The following is a 16,750-nucleotide window of genomic DNA, read 5'->3' as shown; positions in this document are numbered from 1 at the left end:
CCGAACTCAGGTTAAATTAATTTTCAGTTTGTTGTTTTTTTTTTCTTGTTGATACCGAAGTGTTAATTCTTTATCAAAAACATATTCGCCGGCCTTTTTTCCTTTACCAAAAGTAAGTGTGTCTCCATTAATGAAATATCTTTCTGCCGACGAACTTTTGACTCTTGGTGTTGCAAAATTGAGCCAGCTTCTATTTCTACGCATCCTCTCCACTTTTATTTTATCGGGGCTTATAAAGATAAATTTATCTGCGGAAACTGCATTTCTAAATATTTGTGTGACACTTTTTAAATCAGATATTTTCTCTCCTTCATTAAAATGAATTTGAGCATATTGAATTGTTTTTGAGTCCCAATCAATTTTATACATTGTCAACCAGAATTTATTTTCAAAGACGGAAGATTGATAGCTGTAAATTTTTATCCCCGAATTAGTTTTTGCAAGGGTTTGCGCATTGCTGAAAAAGGGTAGTAGGAGAAGAAGTAGGATTAATTTGAGTTTCATGGTTTGTGTTTATGGTGTTTTATTGTTTTTTATTTTTCAAGTTAAAATTTTCGGTTTTGATTAATTTTCCGTTTGAATCGTAATATTTCCAAGTTCCACAAGGTTCTTCTTCTGATGCTTCTGAAAGTGCAAAATATTCTTCTATTGCAATTAATTTTTCGTTTTGATATTCTTTTTTCACAACGGTATAAGCTGAAAAATCACAGGTTTGAGTGCTGTCGATTTTGTATTTTTTTATCCATTCCGATTTTAATTTCAAATTTTTGTCGTAAGATTTCCATTCGATTACTTTTTTACAGCCGTTGATGTTCTCGTATTTGCTGTCATAAATTTCTGAGCTATCGGCAGAATATTCTCTTACAAATCCGTTTGCCATTGGTTTTGATATTTTGGGTAAGGTATCTTGGTCGCCTGAATTGTTTTCGCTTAAACTGGTCTTGTCGAGGGTATAAATGTCGTCGCCGTAACAGTATATTTTTTTTAACCCGACATATTCTAAAATTCCATTTTCTTCCATTTTTGAGAAATGGCAACCTGTTTCATCATCGCACTCGCCTCTGTAAATAGCGAATTTCCAACGTACCACCGGAGATTCTCCACAAGTCATTCCCGTATCGATTTTTACAAAATATGAGATGGCGGCAATGGTAGCGAGAATTGCGATGATGAGATAGAAAAATATTTTTGCTTTCATTATTATTTTAAATTTATAATTCTTCGCCTTCATCAACAAATTTTTGAATGACTGTTTTAGTGGCTGCAATTACTTTCTTTTCATTTTTTCTTTTTGTTGGTAGAAAAGCTTCGAGCATCTTTCGGAAAACTCAAAGTAAGTATCTTCCCCAAAATCTTCCAGATTGGTTTCTTTAAATTTCATTCTGGTTTTAATAGTTGGCATTTTCACGATTTGGCCATTTTCATTATTGGCTAAGAAATCGTAGTAGCTCCAATTTCCTATATAATCGCTGGTTAATAAGTTAATGCTGGATTCTCCTTCACCATCACCGTGTGTCCCGAATTCGTAGCGGCTCATCCCGATAAGCTGGACGTTCTTGGTTTTGGGATCCTAGCGGAATTGGTTTTTGTTGCCCGCCCGCATCCAATCGTTAAAAAACTCAAAACCATTTTTTGTAAGAACTACGCCAGACATAGTATTTAATGTTTCGATTGGTTTGCTGAATATGGCTTTAAATTTTTGTGTAGATAATTTGCAGACAATCGTAGATTTTATCGAGTCCATGTAGATAATGTCTTCGATACCATCATTATCTAGGTCTTTGAGTAGTTTTTCTTGACCGAAAGTAAAGATTTGGATGAGCAAAAGTAGGAAAGTGACCGTGTTTTTTTTCATTATGTTTTTTATTAAAAATAGTGAATTTAATCCAAAAAAAACTTGGCCTCATCAAATTCAGTCCAACATCTTTTCTGTTCTCAAATTCCAGAAGTTTCAGAAGTTCGTCATTATCGCAGTTTTTCTGCTAGATTTTTTTCCTACTTAGAATCTATTTTTGTCTTATAAAAAAACGGCAAATCTTTTGTTAAAAGATAATTTTTAGTACTGAAAGTTCACACTTTTTTTTGAACTTGGAAATTTGACAACTGGATTATTTGCGAATCATTTTCAACAAAAAAGCTTCCCAAAAATGGGAAGCTAAAAAACACAAATGATGAAACTCCTCTTTCACGGAGAATACAAACTTATTTATTAAAATTCAGCATAGTTTATGATTTAGATCACTTTCAAGTTAAATTTTCACGTTGATTTTAAAAAAATGTGTTCATGGTTTACATTTCACCAGAAAAAATAAATATTACGATAAATTTATGATATAAGTCTGTTTTTTTACCATACAATTAACATCTTTTATTAGCAAGAACTACGGATACTTTTCATACTTTTGTAGCGGAAATTCTTTTAAAGGTTTTCATGGTTATTAGTTTTTATCCCCAATTCATTTGGGGATTTTTTTGTTTAATCAAGTAGTGAAAAAGGGTATTGTCGCTCTTAAGTGGGTTTTCAAAGTTGTATAATGGTCTTTGAATATTATTATTTAAAAAGGGTCATGCTAAATAAATGGTGATCAAATTAAAATAAAAAGCGACTTATCATAAAAATAAGTCGCTTTTATTGATCAATTTTTATAATTAATAAAGGACACCTAAACTCTCTCCCGCGAAATCTGAGATCTCATCCAGTCTTCCTTCTTTCACTTTTTTAGCCCATTCGAAGTCGCTTAGAACTGCCCTTCCTACTGCTACTAGGTCAAAATCCTGACGGTCAAGTCTCTTCAATAATTCTGATAGGTCACTTTTCTCAGAACCTTGTCCGGCAAATGCACTCATAAAATCACCATTTAAACCGACTGACCCAACTGTGATGGTGGGTTGTCCTGTCAATTTCTTTGCCCAACCTGCAAAATTAAGGTCAGAACCTTCAAATTCCGGCTCCCAGAATCTGCGTTGTGAACAATGGAAAATATCTACACCTGCTTCCTTCATTGGCAGAAGCCATTCTTCCATTTCTTCTGGAGTTGTTGCCAATCTGCTTTTGTAATCCTGCTGTTTCCATTGGGAAAGTCGGATGATGATCGTGAAATCTGCTCCCACTGCAGCTCTAATTGCTTTGATGATATCGACAGCAAATTTGCTTCTTTCCTTCAAAGTTTTTCCACCATATTCATCTGTTCTTGTGTTGGTCACTTCCCAGAAAAATTGGTCGATCAGATAGCCGTGTGCGCCATGGATTTCCAAAACATCAAATCCCAGATCTTTTGCTGATTTGGCGGAAGCTGCAAATTGAGCGATCGTATCCTGGATATCTTCCAGGGTCATAGTAGCCGCTTTTTCCATCTCAACGGTTGGATAGTCCGGAGAACTTCTCGTGTCGCCAACGTGCCAGATTTGAGGTCCCATTTTTCCGCCATTTTCGTGAACAGCGTCGATGACATTTTTCCATCCGTTCAAAGCTTCGGTTCCGTAAAAATCCGGGATGTTCTGTATGTTTTTTGAGGCTGGTCTGTTGATCACAGTGCCTTCAGAAAGGATCAGTCCAACTTCTGAAGCAGCTCTTCTCGCGTAATAATCTGCAATCTGTTGTGTTGGTACGCCATTATCAGAAAAAGCTCTCGTCATTGGAGCCATGACGATCCTGTTTTTAAGTTGAAGATTTTTGTATGTAAAAGGCTTGAATAATGCGTCTAAACTCATTTTTAATTTTGTTATTTGATTAATTGTTATACAAAGTAACTAATAATAGTTCGTATTTGTATCTTATGAATGGAAAAAAGTAGTAACTTGGCGGTAACAATTGGTGATAAATACACCAAAAAAGATATGAGACAGCAAAAAACACTTGGGTGCAGTTGCCCATTAGGCAAGGCAATGTCAGCTTTGGGGAGCAAATGGAAACCTATTATCGTTTTGGTGATCAATAATAGAAAACTGCGATTTGGAGAGGTCGCTGCACGCATCTCTGTGATTTCCAGAAAGGTATTGACCGATCAATTGAGAGAAATGGAAACTGACCATCTTTTGACGAGGCAAGAGTTTAAAGAGATTCCACCTAGAGTAGAGTATTGCCTCACTGAGAAGGGTTTGGCACTTTTACCTATTCTTGATCTTCTGGAAAAGTGGGAATCTGAATATGATATGAAACCTGAAAGTAACCTGAATTAGATCATTGGATTACCAGCTGATCAAACCATTTTCCAAAGCCTTTCTATAAATTTCCTCATCAAAAGAATAAAGGTCTGGCGCTTTGTGTGCTCCACCTTTTCTTTGTTCGTCCAGTTTTTTCAGGATTCCAAGATTCTTTATTTTTCGGTAGAAATTTCCTCTGTTAAGTTCCTTTCCAAGAATTGCTTCGTATAACTTTTGAAGTTCAGAAAGTGTAAATTTTTCAGGCAGTAGATTGATACCGATTGGTTTGATCGATATTTTTTCTCGTAATGTCAACAAAGCCTTTTCCACTATTTCCTTATGGTCCATAGCCATTTCTATATCAGGAAGTTGGCTCAGGTAGATCCACTCGCAGCTTTCACTGTATTCATCAATGGTGAGATCTATTTTTGAAGGATTGTATAAGGCGTAATAGCCAATGGTTACAAATCTTTGTTTGTGAAAAAGCGTTTCATCGAAGTCTTCAAAGTAATCCTCGCTTCTGTTCTTCTTTCCGAAAACTCCAAATTCCTCTAGATAGGAAACAGCATTCACGCCAGCTCTATCTTTTAGTATCCTCAATACGGCGTCGTCCAGATCTTCGTCCTTTTTTACATAGCCACCAGGTAAAAACCATAGTTTTCTGTAATTCATTTTCAGGAGGAGAACTTTCAATTCGTTTTGATCAAATCCAAAAATTACAGGATCTGCCGAAAGGTGAGGGATATAGATGTCTTTTGCTTCGTTCGATCGTTGTAAAATTAATTCTTTAGAGTCCATTTCATTAGTTTCTGGTGTCAATGTTACAAAAATATTAATAAAAAAATGAAGAAAAACAAAAATTAGGAATTCGAGTCAGTTTTTGGCGATTATCTGAAATGATATTTCCATTGTTTCTATATAAAGCAATGATTTGATTGTAAGTTTTTTTGATTATAACTAATTGATGAATAATTGGTTGTGTTCAATATTAATTTTTATTAATAGTTATTTGTCCAATTAAAATAAACAATGTACTATTATAATGCTTCTATTTGAAGCAATGAATTTTGTCTTGATTTTGTTTTTTTAGTGCAATTGGATATCTAATAAACAAGTCGAATCTTGTCAATAACTACAATAAAATTATCCTGAATAAAAATAAATGTGGTCTGTGATTTTGATGCGATAGAGCTCTTTGAAACTAAAGAAAATAAATATATATATAACTTGAAATGAGAAAATCGGTAATAAAAATTTCAGCTCTCGGATTGGTGCTTTCTTTTGCGTCCGTTTATGGGCAGGAAACCACAGACAGTCTTGCGGTGAAAAATGCAGTCAAAGCGGCCAAAACAGAAAAAGGCGTAAAAACGGTGACGGCTTCTTCCAAAGAAGACAACAACAGAAACGTCATGTTGAATGCAGCCAACAACACAAGTCCGAGAGATGTGAATATCGGTCTGCCATCAACAGTTGGCGGAATTACCATCCTTGAAAATGATTTGCCTGCCGTTTATTTCTTCTGGCCGGAACTTCCCAACAAAACCTGGAGACAGAGTGTAGGCTTGGAGAAAACAGGATTGTTGAAAATGGACCAACTGGCAAATACAATGGGCGACCTTGGTTTTACCGTGAACTCTTATTCTCAGACTGGAACCAAAGATTTTAAATTAAAAGGAAAATTTACAACAAGTACTTTCGGGTGGTTGCAAGGAGATGTGAATGTGTCCGGACCGATATCCAAAAACGGCTGGACCTATACAGCTGGAGCTTTCCTTAATTATGATCCAAGTACCTTTAAATTAGGATTTGCAAGGAATGTAGATGAGACCAAGATCTTCAGATTTGGATTGACCAAATATTTTAATGATAATAAAGGAAAGATCACTGTTGCTTACAAATATTCAGATTCATACAATGTAGGGAATTATGCTGTTTTCCAATATGGTGAGAATGGTAAAGTGACGGAACTGGACAATTTCAAAATCGGTAGAGATTCTTATGTCTTGCGAGACGGAGAGGTGAAAATGAAGGATATCCTTTCCGGAGATACCTATTGGGCAGGTTTGAGTGGGAACGACAGCAGAAATACATCTCATAATATCGACATCGTCGGAAATTATTTGCTGAATAATGGCTGGGATTTCAAATTCTCTACCAGAGCACACTTTGCAATCGCCAAATCCACCAATGTGATTCCATTGAGTATTTTCAATGCGGAGGCAGGCGACGGATACACTTTGGCTTCCAATGGTCAGGCTTATACCGGAAATGTAGGAACACAGCTTGCTTTGCATACACCCAGCACACCCATTACAAACATCGCAGGACGTTTTTCATTGAGCAAACAGGTCGGTAATCATAATGTGACGTTCGGTGTTTTGGAACAATTTTACAAGGTCAATGATTTCAAATCCAACAGGTCATTTTATTTCCAGACTGTTGAGCCTCAACCGCAAAGATTGATTGGCCCGGGAACAGATTCTGACGGATATTACAACTACAACGCTGGCGGAGAATTTCACAGCGGAACGGAAAACAAGATTTCGGTATATGGAACAGATGAATGGAAAGTTTCCGATAACTTCAATTTAAGCTATGGGCTTCATTTGAGAAATCATACTGTTGACGGCGAATTTCTTTGACTCCTAGAACAGTTGGTTTCAATTTTACAGATGCAAGTCAGTTCGACAAAATCAACAAAAGTTTTTACCAGATTGCAGGTAGTTTGAATGCAACATACAACATCAGCAAGAATTTTGGTGTGATTGCAAATTTCCTTTACACGGAAGAAAACAGAAGACTGGAAAGTTATTCTCAGGCTTTTGAACCGAATACCAATAAGATCAAAAGTCCATTGGGCGCATTCGGGATTTTCTGGAATACCAATTTTATACAGTTGATTTCTCAGGCAACATATCTCAAAAAGAACAACAATCTTGAAAGATTCAACCTTGTAAATCCAGCCAATACTTCACAGGCACAGAATACAACGGTTTATTACGATATCCAGACCTTGGGTTGGACAACGGATTTTGTTTTAACGCCTTTTAAAGGTTTCAACCTCCATTATTTAATAACATTCCAAAATCCGGTTTACAAGAAATTTAATTTTGATGCTTTCGGAACGGCTTATAATTACAGTGACAACAATGTGTTAGGTGTTGCAAAAACCTTGATGGAGATTGACCCAAGTTATACGGTTGATAAATGGAGATTCTGGGCAAGTTTCAGATATTTCTCAAAACAATATGCCAACCTGACCAATGCTTTATATTTTGCCCCAAGATGGGAAACTTTCGGTGGAGTAAGTTATACGGTGAACAAAAATATCAACTTTGGCGCAACGGTTATCAACTTCCTGAACCAACGAGGAGCGAGTGGAACTATCAATGGTGCCGAATTGATTACCAATGCAAGCCCGTACTACGGAACACTTTTGACGGGAACTTACATTATGCCATTGACAGGTCAGTTTTCTGTAAGCTTTAATTTCTAAATCAAAATAAAAGGTTTACTTAGTATAAAAATAGCTTATGAAAATCAGATACACTTTATACACGCTAGTTATTGGTTCATTGCTGATGAATGCTCAGGAAAACCTGGATTTCAGTGGCAGGAAAAACTTATTGTCACCGGAAGTCAATGGCAAGACTGTCACCTTTCGTCTGTTGGCTCCCAAAGCAAGCAGCGTAAAAATTCAGGGCAACTGGATGCCGGCAAAAGGAACTGAGGCTGGAAGTCTGGATCTGCAAAAAGGAAGAGACGGCGTGTGGAGCCTTTCTGAATCAGGCTTGTCGCCGGATATTTACACGTACTCATTCGTTGTAGATGGCGTAAAAGCCAATGACCCAAACAACTCGTATCAGGTTCGTGATGTCTCGTCTGTGATGAGTATGATTTTGGTGGATGGTAAACAATCCGAAAATTATAAAGTTCAGAATGTACCGCACGGAACGGTGTCCAAAAGATGGTACGCTTCAAAAGGTTTGAAAGAAGACCGCAGAATGACGGTTTACACGCCGCCGGGTTATGAAACTTCAAAGGAAAAATTTCCTGTTTTGTACCTACTTCACGGGATGGGTGGCGACGAAGAAGCGTGGATGACTTTGGGAAGAGCATCTCAGATTTTGGACAACCTGATTGCTCAGGGAAAAGCAAAACCAATGATTGTAGTAATGCCAAACGGACATACCAGCAATTCCGCTGCACCAGGTGAGTCTTCAAAAGGTCTGTATCAAATCGAAATGAAAACATCCGATATTTTCTCTGGCGAGATGGAAACCTATTTTAAGGAAATGATGGATTTCACAGAATCGAATTACCGGACAAAAAGTGATGCCAAAAACCGCGCAGTTGCTGGACTTTCGATGGGTGGTTTTCATTCGTTGTACATCTCTGCCAATCAGCCGAAAACCTTTGATTATGTAGGCTTGTTTTCGCCGGCCATTCTTCCCCCGGACATAAATATGAGTCCTATTTATCAGGATTTGGATGCGAAGCTGAAAATACAGCAGGCCAATGCTTACAAACTCTATTGGATAGCCATCGGAAATACCGATTTCCTGTACAAAAATGTAGAAGAATACCGTCAGAAACTAGATAAAATGAAGTTCAAATACCAATATGTAGAATCTGAAGACGGTCACACGTGGAGCAACTGGAGAACGTATCTCAATGAGTTTGTGCCACAGTTATTTAACTAAAATATCATTATGAAATCTTTATTTACCATAGTTTTATCATTGTTTGCCACAGTCACTTTGACGGCTCAGACGACGTCCGTACTTCCGCAAATGGACAAATTGGTAGAGCCAAGATACAGAGTTATTGTTGACAATGATTTTGGTGGCGACCCGGACGGATTGTTTCAACTCGTTCATCAGATTCTTTCGCCTTCGACAGAAATCAAAGGAGTCATCGGTTCACACTTGAAACCAGGCGACCCGTTTGATGCATCAAAAAATACCGCCGAAAATGCGGTGAAGAAAGTCAACGAAACTTTAGAAGTAATGAATTTGAAAAACAAGTTCAACGTTCTGCAAGGTTCCAATGACCCATTGAAGGATTTGAAAACACCCAATGTTTCCGAAGGTGCGAAAGCCATTGTTGCAGAAGCAATGAAAGCGGATGAGAAAAATCCTTTGTTCATAGTTTGCGGTGCAGGTTTGACGGAAGTAGCGAGTGCTTATTTAATGGAACCAAAAATCGCAGACAAAATCATTGTTGTTTGGATTGGCGGTCCAGAATATTCTGATTTGGCAACGCCGCCTCCGGGTTACACGCCTTTGGAATATAATCTCGGAATTGACATCAAAGCAGCGCAGGTTGTTTTCAACTAATCCAATTTAAATATCTGGCAAATTCCGAGGAATGCCTACCGACAGACTTTGATGTCTTATGCAGAACTTGTATCCAAAGTAAAATCGGAAGGAAAAACTGGAGCTTATTTAACCAAAAAGATTGAAGACCTGATGGAAATGGTTCAGAGATTCAATCTGAAAATCGGTGAAACTTATATTATGGGAGATTCGCCTTTGGTGTTGCTGACTGCTTTACAGTCTTCATTTGAAGCCGACCCATCTTCAAGTTCTTACGTCGTCAAAAAAGTGCCGAAAATCAATGATAGCGGACTTTACGAAGATAATCCGAAAGGCAGAAACATCAGAGTTTACACACAACTCGACACTCGACTGATGTTCGAGGATTTCTACTCAAAATTAAAATTATTCAATAACAAAAAGTAAAAAAAATATAGAATTATGCAGAAGAATATATCAACGTTGATAGGACTTTCTCAGAAAGCAAAATATTCAGGATTATTCCTGGCTTTATTGGCTGCATCGCCGTTTGCGAATGCTCAGACTAAAAATACAACGGTAACTGTTGACGGAAAAACATTTAAAGATTCCAACAAAAATGGAAAATTAGATGTTTGGGAAGACACGCGTCTTTCGGTGGACAAAAGAATCGATGCCATCATCAAGCAGATGACCAACGAAGAAAAAGTAAATCTTCTTATAGGAACCGGAATGCCCGGAATTGAAGTTCTGACAGGTCCTGTTGGAGATTCAAAACAAGGTTTGGTTCCCGGAGCGGCTGGTGGAACGGATTCTTTTGACAGATTCGGAATTCCGGCGACAATTGTTGCGGATGGTCCGGCTGGCTTGAGAATTCAGCCAACGAGAGATAATGATTCTAAAACCTATTATGCAACGGCATTTCCTGTAGGAACAGCTTTAGCTTCAACTTGGAATAAAACTCTTTTGGAGCAAGTTGGAAAAGCAATGGGAAATGAAGTGAAAGAATATGGTGTTGACGTACTTTTAGCACCGGCTTTGAACATTCAGAGAAATCCATTGAACGGAAGAAACTTTGAATATTATTCCGAAGACCCACTTGTTGCCGGTAAAACTGCGGCCGCGATTGTGAACGGAATTCAGTCTCAAGGTGTGGGAACTTCTATTAAACATTTTGCTGCGAATAACGAAGAAACCAATCGTTTAACCATCAATGCTCACGTTTCTGAAAGAGCGATGAGAGAACTGTATCTGAGAAATTTTGAAATCACCGTTAAAGAATCTCAGCCGTGGACCGTGATGTCGTCTTACAATAAACTGAATGGTGTTTACACTTCAGATTCTAAAGATTTACTGACTCAGGTTTTAAGAAACGAATGGGGCTTCAAAGGCATCGTTATGACCGACTGGTTCGGAGGTTTTCCAGGATTTGAATCGATTAAAGATGGTGGAATCTCTGATGTCGTAAAACAAATGAACGCAGGAAACGACCTTTTGATGCCAGGAATTCCGACTCAGAAAAAAGTATTATTGGCAGCTTTGGATTCAGGTAAATTGTCTCAGGAAGTTGCCAATATTAATGCAAAAAGAATCTTGGAATACATTTTCAAAACACCAACTTTTGCACAATATAAATACAGCGACAAACCAAACTTAACCCAAAATGCAGAAGTGACGAGAAATGCTGCTGCGGAAGGAATGGTTTTGCTTAAAAATGAAAAAAATGCATTACCTTTTGCCGATAAACAGAAAGAAGTTTCGTTATTCGGGGTAACTTCTTACGCTTGGATTACAGGTGGAACGGGAAGTGGAAGTGTAAACAATAAACATACGGTTTCCTTATTGGAAGGTTTAAATTCTGCAGGTTACAAATTGGACAAAGAATTGGTTGATTTGTATAAACCTCACGCAGAAAAAGAAGCCGCAGCAGAATTAATCGAAAGAAAGAAAAAAGGAATTCTCGGACTTCCGGGAAGATTGGCTGAAATGAAAATGGACGATGCTTTCCTAGCTAAAAAAGCTGAAACTTCGGAAATTGCTTTTGTGACATTAGGAAGAAACTCTGGTGAAGGCGGCGATAGAGTAGTGAACGAAGATTTCAATCTAGCGACAGAAGAAATCGAAATGCTGGACAAAATCTCAAAAGCGTTCCACGCAAAAGGGAAAAAAGTGGTGGTGATTTTAAACATCGGTGGTGTCATCGAAACGGCTTCTTGGAAAGATAAAGTAGATGCGATTTTATTGGCTTGGCAACCTGGTCAGGAAGGCGGACATTCAGTTGCAGATGTGGTTTCCGGAAAAGTAAATCCTTCAGGAAAGCTGACGATGACTTTCCCAGTGAATTATGCAGACCACGCTTCTGCTAAGAATTTCCCTGGAATTCCTGCGGATAATCCGAAAGAGGTGACGTATGAGGAAGGTGTTTATGTGGGTTACCGTTATTTCAATACCTTCAATGTGAAACCTTCTTACGAATTTGGTTTTGGAAAATCTTATACGGATTTTGCTTACAGTAATTTAAAACTGAATTCTAAAACTTTCAATGATAAGCTAGAAGTAACGGTTGAGGTGAAGAACACCGGAAAAGTAGCGGGAAAAGAGGTTATTGAATTATACCTCTCTGCACCCAACCAATCCATCGACAAACCAAAATCTGAGTTGAAAGCCTACGCCAAAACAAAAGATTTGAAACCGGGAGAGTCTCAAACCATCACTTTGACTTTGAATCCGAAAAACTTAGCTTCCTACATCACTGCAAAATCCGCGTGGGTTGCAGAAGCAGGAAATTACAAAGTGTCTGTCGGTGCATCTTCATTGGACATCAAACAAACCGCAGATTTCTCGCTTCCAAAAGAATTGGTGGTTGAAAAAGTACAGCACGTTTTCCCTGCAGACAAACAGTTTGAAGATTTGAAACCTTAAAAATATAACACTTCGACTCCGCTCAGTGTGACATTTAAAGTGCTAATTTTTTTAGCGATGTCAGTCTGAGCGGAGTCGAAGACTTTTGAGATAGATTATTAAAGCCTTTTTAATGACAAATTTATTGTCTCAAAATAAGTAAATATCAACAAAAGAGGCTATCTTTAGCCTCTTTTTAAATTAAAATATATGATAAGTAATGAAGTTGGATCCAAAAGGAATTATACCGTTCCTCTGATAACGATTACCCTTTTGTTCTTTATGTGGGGATTCATCACGTGTATGAATGACATTCTCATCCCTTACCTGAAACAGCTTTTCCAACTCACCTTTTTCCAATCGATGTTGGTGCAGTTCTGTTTTTTTGGCGCTTATTTTATAGGTTCCCTGATCTACTTTTTGATCTCCAGCTCACAAGGTGACCCGATCGATAAAGTGGGTTACAAAAAAGGAATCCTTTTCGGAATTTTCCTTGCAGCTTTTGGTTGCGTCTTGTTTTATCCTGCAGCGAGTTTGTCTTCGTATCCATTGTTCTTAGGCGCTTTGTTTATCTTAGGTTTAGGATTTACGGTGTTGCAGATCACGGCGAATGCTTACGTTTCGTTGTTGGGTCCGGAAGATTCCGCATCCAGCCGACTGAATATGACGCAGGCCTTCAACGCATTCGGAACCACCATTGCTCCGGTTTTGGGCGGCCATTTGATTTTCGAATTGTTCTCTGAGGCAGACGGATCTTTCTCTGCAGCAGCCACTAAGATTCCTTATTTGATATTTGCCGGAATCCTATTGTTGGTCGCTTTATTGATCTCAAGAGTTAAGCTTCCTGACTTTCAAGTAAAAGGCGAAGAGATCGTAAAAGGTTACGGTGCTTTGAAATACAACCACCTGAAGTTCGGTGTTTTCGCCATGTTCTGCTATGTTGGTGGGGAAGTAGCGGTCGGAAGTTTCATCATCAGTTTCCTTGAGCAGCCACAGGTCATGAATCTTTCCGAGGTCGTGAGCAAGAACTATTTAGCTTTGTATTGGGGCGGCGCAATGATCGGGCGTTTTCTAGGTGCGATCTCTCTGAATCATTCAATCAGCCAAGGCAAAAAAGCCATCTATATGCTGGGCGCAGCCATTGCTGTTTTCCTTGTGATTTTCAGTATTGTGGATCTGACGTTTGCACAGGTTAGTTTCTTCCTGGTATTTATTGCACTGAATTTCGTTGCATTCTTCATCGGGAAATCTGCTCCGGCAAGAACACTTTCTATCTTTGCAGGGATCAACGTTCTGCTATTGATCTCAGCGATGCTGAACCACGGCGAACTGGCAATGTACAGCATTTTGGGAATTGGGATCTTCAACTCGATCATGTTCTCTAATATCTATACGCTGGCGATTTCCGGATTAGGAAAATACACAAGCCAAGGTTCTTCTTTGGTCGTAATGGCCATCTTAGGAGGCGCCATCGTTCCGATTTTCCAAGGTCTTTTGGCCGATCAGTTTGGCGTTCAGCATTCCTTTGTGATCCCTGTCTTCTGTTACCTGTTTATCCTGATCTTCGGGGCGTATTGCACCAAATATCTGGGTCACGTGAAACAGGATGCTGATGCTAAGTCTGGACATTAAGATTTTTGCTTTATATAAATGAAAAACCTGCTGTGAAGCAGGTTTTTTGGTTTAATTGCTTAATGAGCACGAGCTAGAAGCTCGCACTAGCGACGAAAGTTACATTGAAGCTGGCGCGAGCGTCTCGCTCGTGTCCAACATTTATAAATTCACATCAATCTTAAGAACTTCATCAAAATCATCACAGTAATTTCTCGCACTACTATATTTCCATTCCCAAGGTTCAATAACAAAACCACTTTCAACAGGATTTTGATGGATATAGTTTAACTTTTGTTCAAATACTTTTAATGACCAGATTTCTACAGGTTGATTGTTCTGTTGCCAAAATTGATATTCTTTAACATTGGAATTTTTGTCTCCAGCTTTTTTGAACATCCAAAGCATCCATTCTTTTCTGCTTTCCTGATTATTTTCTTGAATGGCTTTTAATAAATTTCTTGAAGTAAATCCTTTAAAATCTCTAATTAATTCTGAAGGTTTTCCATTATCAGAACGAAATATTAGATGAATATGACTTGGCATAATACAGTAGCCGAAGATAATCATTCCCTTATTTTTTCTACAGTAGTCTAAAGAATTAATGATGATGTTAAAATACTCTATTCTAGTAAATACATCTATCCAAAATACGGTTGCAAAACTTATGAAGTAGGCACCATCTTTTTCATTGAATTTATACTTTCTACTCATCTTTTTGTGTTTATAGTAAAACTACAAAATTTAATAATAAGCTAGCGCGAGCAACTAAAAAGGCACGAGCTTGAAGCTCGCGCCAGCGTTAAGTAACAAATTATTAAGAATTATACTTCCTCAATCACTTCATCATATGTAACTGGATCTGCAACTTCTTGGAAACGTTCCCATTCAGCCTCCATTGCTTTGTTCGTTTTCATTTCTTCTTCCAGTTTCAAAGTTTCTCGATACTGTTTTGCTTCGGCAAGAAGTGTCCATTTACAATTGATGCCAATTCTTTCAATATGATTTTTCAAGTCACTTAGTTCAAGTCTGAAAAATTCTTTTCGTGGATTAATTTTATTAAGCTGATTTTTAAGGAATTTTTTGTGAAGCTGTCTTTCCAAAGCCGGTGCATCATCGCAATAAATCATTGCATGAACATCAAACTCAAACGGAACACTCGCATCTCCTAATTCACGAACTCTATCTAAAGGCTCCAAACGTCTCGTCATTCCAATCTTATAAACATCTTCACCAAACGAACCTACATTTGAAATAATATAAACATTACCGGTTTTAGTTTGTTGTGCCATCGAAATTGCTCGTTGATTTTTTTCTTCAGCTGCTATTAGTTTTCCTTGAAGTTCTTCCAATTTTTGCTGAAAAAGAGCTTTCTGTTCTTCATTTGCTTGTGAAACCTGAGCTTCGGCTTTTTCAATCAATCTTTTTAAAGTCTGTTCTTCTTTTTCAGCATCTTTCATTGCTTTTTCAAATTCTCTACGCGACTTTTCTTCTTCACGGATCTGTTCACGGATTTCTCTTTGCTCTTCAAGTTCCATTGCTCTTAATTCCTGTGCAACAACAGCCCATTTAAGTTCTTCCAATCTTGCCTTATGATAAATTTCAGATATCCTTGCATTTCTGAAAGCTTTCCCATTAAAGTTAACCAATTGAAAAGCATCTTCAATTTTCTGTTTTAAAATTCCATAATTATCTTTTCTTACCGTCGCCAAAATTGAATCAACTTTCCCATTATAAGCATCAATTACAAAATCGACGGCTGTTAATTGTCGCTCTCTATCCACATAATCACAGATTCCAGCTTGTCTGTTAACAATCATTACCTTGTTATTCTGACGAAGTTTTTTGAGATTTTCGCCTGCCTCTTTATGGCTGAAATCTTCTGCAAGCTGATCTAGAAGTGTGTAATTGGGAATTAGGTATTCATTTCCATATCCTTTGATTACATTTTTCATTGCTTGGATTCTATCCGCAATCTCATTAGCTTCTTTCAGACTTCGGTAGGCATCGCCGCCAATTGTTTCTGCTTTGTTTTCTGCGTTTTCAATAATTCTTTTCGATTCTCGTACAGCATTTTCATATAGCAATTCGATTTCTCGTTGTTTCTTTTCTGTTAATTCTTTGACAGATCTTCTAGATTCTCTAGCACTATCCTGAGCTTCCAATAATTCTTGATTTCCTTGCTGTCTCAGTTTTTCATAATCTTTTTGAGCTTTTTTCAGAAGGTATTCGCACTCAATTTTTACATCGATGATACTTTGATATTTACTTAATTCCGCAATTTTATCTTTCATCCGATGATTGGTAGTCTGTAGATTTTGATTCTCTCGATTAGCTGATTGAATCCTTGTCTCAAGCTGACTGTTTTTTACAGACAGTTCGCTAAGTTTTGTATCTCTAGTTTTAATTTCATCTTTGAGTTTTTTTAGCTTACTGTAAAGATAAATTGAGAGAAGTGATAAAATAAAAATTAAAATAATTTCCACGATGCCTTGTTTTTTAGTTTGCGATAAAATTAATTATAAATCTTAAGAAATATTTACGGAAAACCATAATCTCAAAAATAAACCAATCCCAATTCCCAGCAATCCGTATTTCTACTGCAATTAAAAAATCAAAAACTATCAAATCCCCAACCACCCCAATTAAACAAAACCACAACTGTCATTTTCTCCAAACAACTCAATTAAACTAAAACACAAAGTGTTTTTTACCAAAACAACTCAATTAAACAAAACCTCAACTTGTTTTTTCTCTAAGCAGGTTGGTTAGACTAAAACACAAAATGTTTTTAGTTT

16 protein-coding genes are annotated in these 16,750 nt (G+C 37.5%); 8 read left to right on the top strand and 8 right to left on the bottom strand.

Translation table 11 applies throughout. The features are described from left to right. Positions 1-6: 6 nt before the first annotated feature. From AXA65_RS08210 to AXA65_RS08190, 5 genes are all read right to left on the bottom strand, one after another. Positions 7-369: a hypothetical protein gene (locus AXA65_RS08210; RefSeq protein WP_063969633.1), complete on the bottom strand. Its 363-nt coding sequence runs from the start codon at positions 367-369 to the stop codon at positions 7-9. A 154-nt stretch (positions 370-523) separates the two neighbouring features. Next, positions 524-1,198: a hypothetical protein gene (locus AXA65_RS08205; RefSeq protein ID WP_063969632.1), complete on the bottom strand. Its 675-nt coding sequence runs from the start codon at positions 1,196-1,198 to the stop codon at positions 524-526. Positions 1,199-1,267: 69 nt separating this feature from the next. Continuing rightward, on the bottom strand, positions 1,268-1,537 hold the full coding sequence (locus AXA65_RS08200; RefSeq protein WP_063969631.1) for a hypothetical protein: 270 nt from the start codon (positions 1,535-1,537) through the stop codon (positions 1,268-1,270). A gap of 33 nt (positions 1,538-1,570) precedes the next feature. Next, positions 1,571-1,855 (bottom strand): hypothetical protein, encoded by a 285-nt coding sequence (locus AXA65_RS08195; protein WP_063969630.1) that lies wholly within the window; start codon positions 1,853-1,855, stop codon positions 1,571-1,573. A 794-nt stretch (positions 1,856-2,649) separates the two neighbouring features. After that, positions 2,650-3,711: an NADH:flavin oxidoreductase gene (locus tag AXA65_RS08190; RefSeq protein WP_063969629.1), complete on the bottom strand. Its 1,062-nt coding sequence runs from the start codon at positions 3,709-3,711 to the stop codon at positions 2,650-2,652. Positions 3,712-3,780: 69 nt separating this feature from the next. On the opposite strand from AXA65_RS08190, the gene AXA65_RS08185 reads away from it, so the two are divergent. Next, complete coding sequence (locus AXA65_RS08185) at positions 3,781-4,179, top strand: winged helix-turn-helix transcriptional regulator (RefSeq protein WP_228391647.1); 399 nt, start codon at positions 3,781-3,783, stop codon at positions 4,177-4,179. A gap of 9 nt (positions 4,180-4,188) precedes the next feature. On the opposite strand, the gene AXA65_RS08180 is transcribed toward AXA65_RS08185, so the two are convergent. Further along, positions 4,189-4,941, bottom strand: coding sequence for an NUDIX hydrolase (locus AXA65_RS08180; protein WP_063969628.1), 753 nt, complete (start codon positions 4,939-4,941; stop codon positions 4,189-4,191). 434 nt (positions 4,942-5,375) lie between these two features. On the opposite strand from AXA65_RS08180, the gene AXA65_RS20170 reads away from it, so the two are divergent. The 7 genes from AXA65_RS20170 (at position 5,376) to AXA65_RS08155 (ending at position 13,973) form a co-directional block, all read left to right on the top strand. Beyond that, positions 5,376-6,785 carry a hypothetical protein gene (locus tag AXA65_RS20170; protein ID WP_228391646.1) on the top strand — a complete coding sequence of 470 codons (1,410 nt, stop codon included), beginning with the start codon at positions 5,376-5,378 and terminating at the stop codon, positions 6,783-6,785. After that, positions 6,782-7,639, top strand: coding sequence for a hypothetical protein (locus tag AXA65_RS20165; RefSeq protein WP_228391645.1), 858 nt, complete (start codon positions 6,782-6,784; stop codon positions 7,637-7,639). Before AXA65_RS20170 ends, AXA65_RS20165 begins: the two co-directional genes overlap by 4 nt. A gap of 37 nt (positions 7,640-7,676) precedes the next feature. Then, on the top strand, positions 7,677-8,846 hold the full coding sequence (locus tag AXA65_RS08170; protein WP_063969627.1) for an esterase: 1,170 nt from the start codon (positions 7,677-7,679) through the stop codon (positions 8,844-8,846). Between the two features lie 9 nt (positions 8,847-8,855). Further along, positions 8,856-9,482 carry a nucleoside hydrolase gene (locus tag AXA65_RS20160; protein WP_228391644.1) on the top strand — a complete coding sequence of 209 codons (627 nt, stop codon included), beginning with the start codon at positions 8,856-8,858 and terminating at the stop codon, positions 9,480-9,482. A 51-nt stretch (positions 9,483-9,533) separates the two neighbouring features. Next, positions 9,534-9,887, top strand: coding sequence for a hypothetical protein (locus AXA65_RS20155; RefSeq protein ID WP_228391643.1), 354 nt, complete (start codon positions 9,534-9,536; stop codon positions 9,885-9,887). A 15-nt stretch (positions 9,888-9,902) separates the two neighbouring features. Further along, positions 9,903-12,362, top strand: a complete 2,460-nt coding sequence (locus tag AXA65_RS08160) for a glycoside hydrolase family 3 N-terminal domain-containing protein (protein WP_063969626.1) — start codon at positions 9,903-9,905, stop codon at positions 12,360-12,362. A 189-nt stretch (positions 12,363-12,551) separates the two neighbouring features. Further along, positions 12,552-13,973, top strand: coding sequence for a sugar MFS transporter (locus AXA65_RS08155; protein WP_063969625.1), 1,422 nt, complete (start codon positions 12,552-12,554; stop codon positions 13,971-13,973). Between the two features lie 141 nt (positions 13,974-14,114). On the opposite strand, the gene AXA65_RS08150 is transcribed toward AXA65_RS08155, so the two are convergent. Together AXA65_RS08150 and AXA65_RS08145 are read right to left on the bottom strand one after the other, a co-directional pair. After that, positions 14,115-14,666, bottom strand: a complete 552-nt coding sequence (locus AXA65_RS08150; protein WP_063969624.1) for an REP-associated tyrosine transposase — start codon at positions 14,664-14,666, stop codon at positions 14,115-14,117. Positions 14,667-14,776: 110 nt separating this feature from the next. Beyond that, positions 14,777-16,246: a DUF4041 domain-containing protein gene (locus AXA65_RS08145; protein WP_131797791.1), complete on the bottom strand. Its 1,470-nt coding sequence runs from the start codon at positions 16,244-16,246 to the stop codon at positions 14,777-14,779. Positions 16,247-16,750: the final 504 nt, after the last annotated feature.

Source organism: Chryseobacterium sp. FP211-J200 (assembly GCF_001643375.1).
GTDB lineage: Bacteria > Bacteroidota > Bacteroidia > Flavobacteriales > Weeksellaceae > Epilithonimonas > Epilithonimonas ginsengisoli.
This window is presented reverse-complemented; position numbering and strand designations above follow the sequence as displayed.

What these genes read in the sequence shown, in the direction of transcription:
- AXA65_RS08210 (WP_063969633.1), bottom strand. Translation starts at nt 369, where the DNA reads ATGTATAAAATTGATTGGGACTCAAAAACAATTCAATATGCTCAAATT.
- AXA65_RS08205 (WP_063969632.1), bottom strand. Translation starts at nt 1,198, where the DNA reads ATGAAAGCAAAAATATTTTTCTATCTCATCATCGCAATTCTCGCTACC.
- AXA65_RS08200 (WP_063969631.1), bottom strand. Translation starts at nt 1,537, where the DNA reads ATGAGCCGCTACGAATTCGGGACACACGGTGATGGTGAAGGAGAATCC.
- AXA65_RS08195 (WP_063969630.1), bottom strand. Translation starts at nt 1,855, where the DNA reads ATGAAAAAAAACACGGTCACTTTCCTACTTTTGCTCATCCAAATCTTT.
- AXA65_RS08190 (WP_063969629.1), bottom strand. Translation starts at nt 3,711, where the DNA reads ATGAGTTTAGACGCATTATTCAAGCCTTTTACATACAAAAATCTTCAA.
- AXA65_RS08185 (WP_228391647.1), top strand. Translation starts at nt 3,781, where the DNA reads ATGGAAAAAAGTAGTAACTTGGCGGTAACAATTGGTGATAAATACACC.
- AXA65_RS08180 (WP_063969628.1), bottom strand. Translation starts at nt 4,941, where the DNA reads ATGGACTCTAAAGAATTAATTTTACAACGATCGAACGAAGCAAAAGAC.
- AXA65_RS20170 (WP_228391646.1), top strand. Translation starts at nt 5,376, where the DNA reads ATGAGAAAATCGGTAATAAAAATTTCAGCTCTCGGATTGGTGCTTTCT.
- AXA65_RS08170 (WP_063969627.1), top strand. Translation starts at nt 7,677, where the DNA reads ATGAAAATCAGATACACTTTATACACGCTAGTTATTGGTTCATTGCTG.
- AXA65_RS20160 (WP_228391644.1), top strand. Translation starts at nt 8,856, where the DNA reads ATGAAATCTTTATTTACCATAGTTTTATCATTGTTTGCCACAGTCACT.
- AXA65_RS20155 (WP_228391643.1), top strand. Translation starts at nt 9,534, where the DNA reads ATGTCTTATGCAGAACTTGTATCCAAAGTAAAATCGGAAGGAAAAACT.
- AXA65_RS08160 (WP_063969626.1), top strand. Translation starts at nt 9,903, where the DNA reads ATGCAGAAGAATATATCAACGTTGATAGGACTTTCTCAGAAAGCAAAA.
- AXA65_RS08155 (WP_063969625.1), top strand. Translation starts at nt 12,552, where the DNA reads ATGATAAGTAATGAAGTTGGATCCAAAAGGAATTATACCGTTCCTCTG.
- AXA65_RS08150 (WP_063969624.1), bottom strand. Translation starts at nt 14,666, where the DNA reads ATGAGTAGAAAGTATAAATTCAATGAAAAAGATGGTGCCTACTTCATA.
- AXA65_RS08145 (WP_131797791.1), bottom strand. Translation starts at nt 16,246, where the DNA reads ATGAAAGATAAAATTGCGGAATTAAGTAAATATCAAAGTATCATCGAT.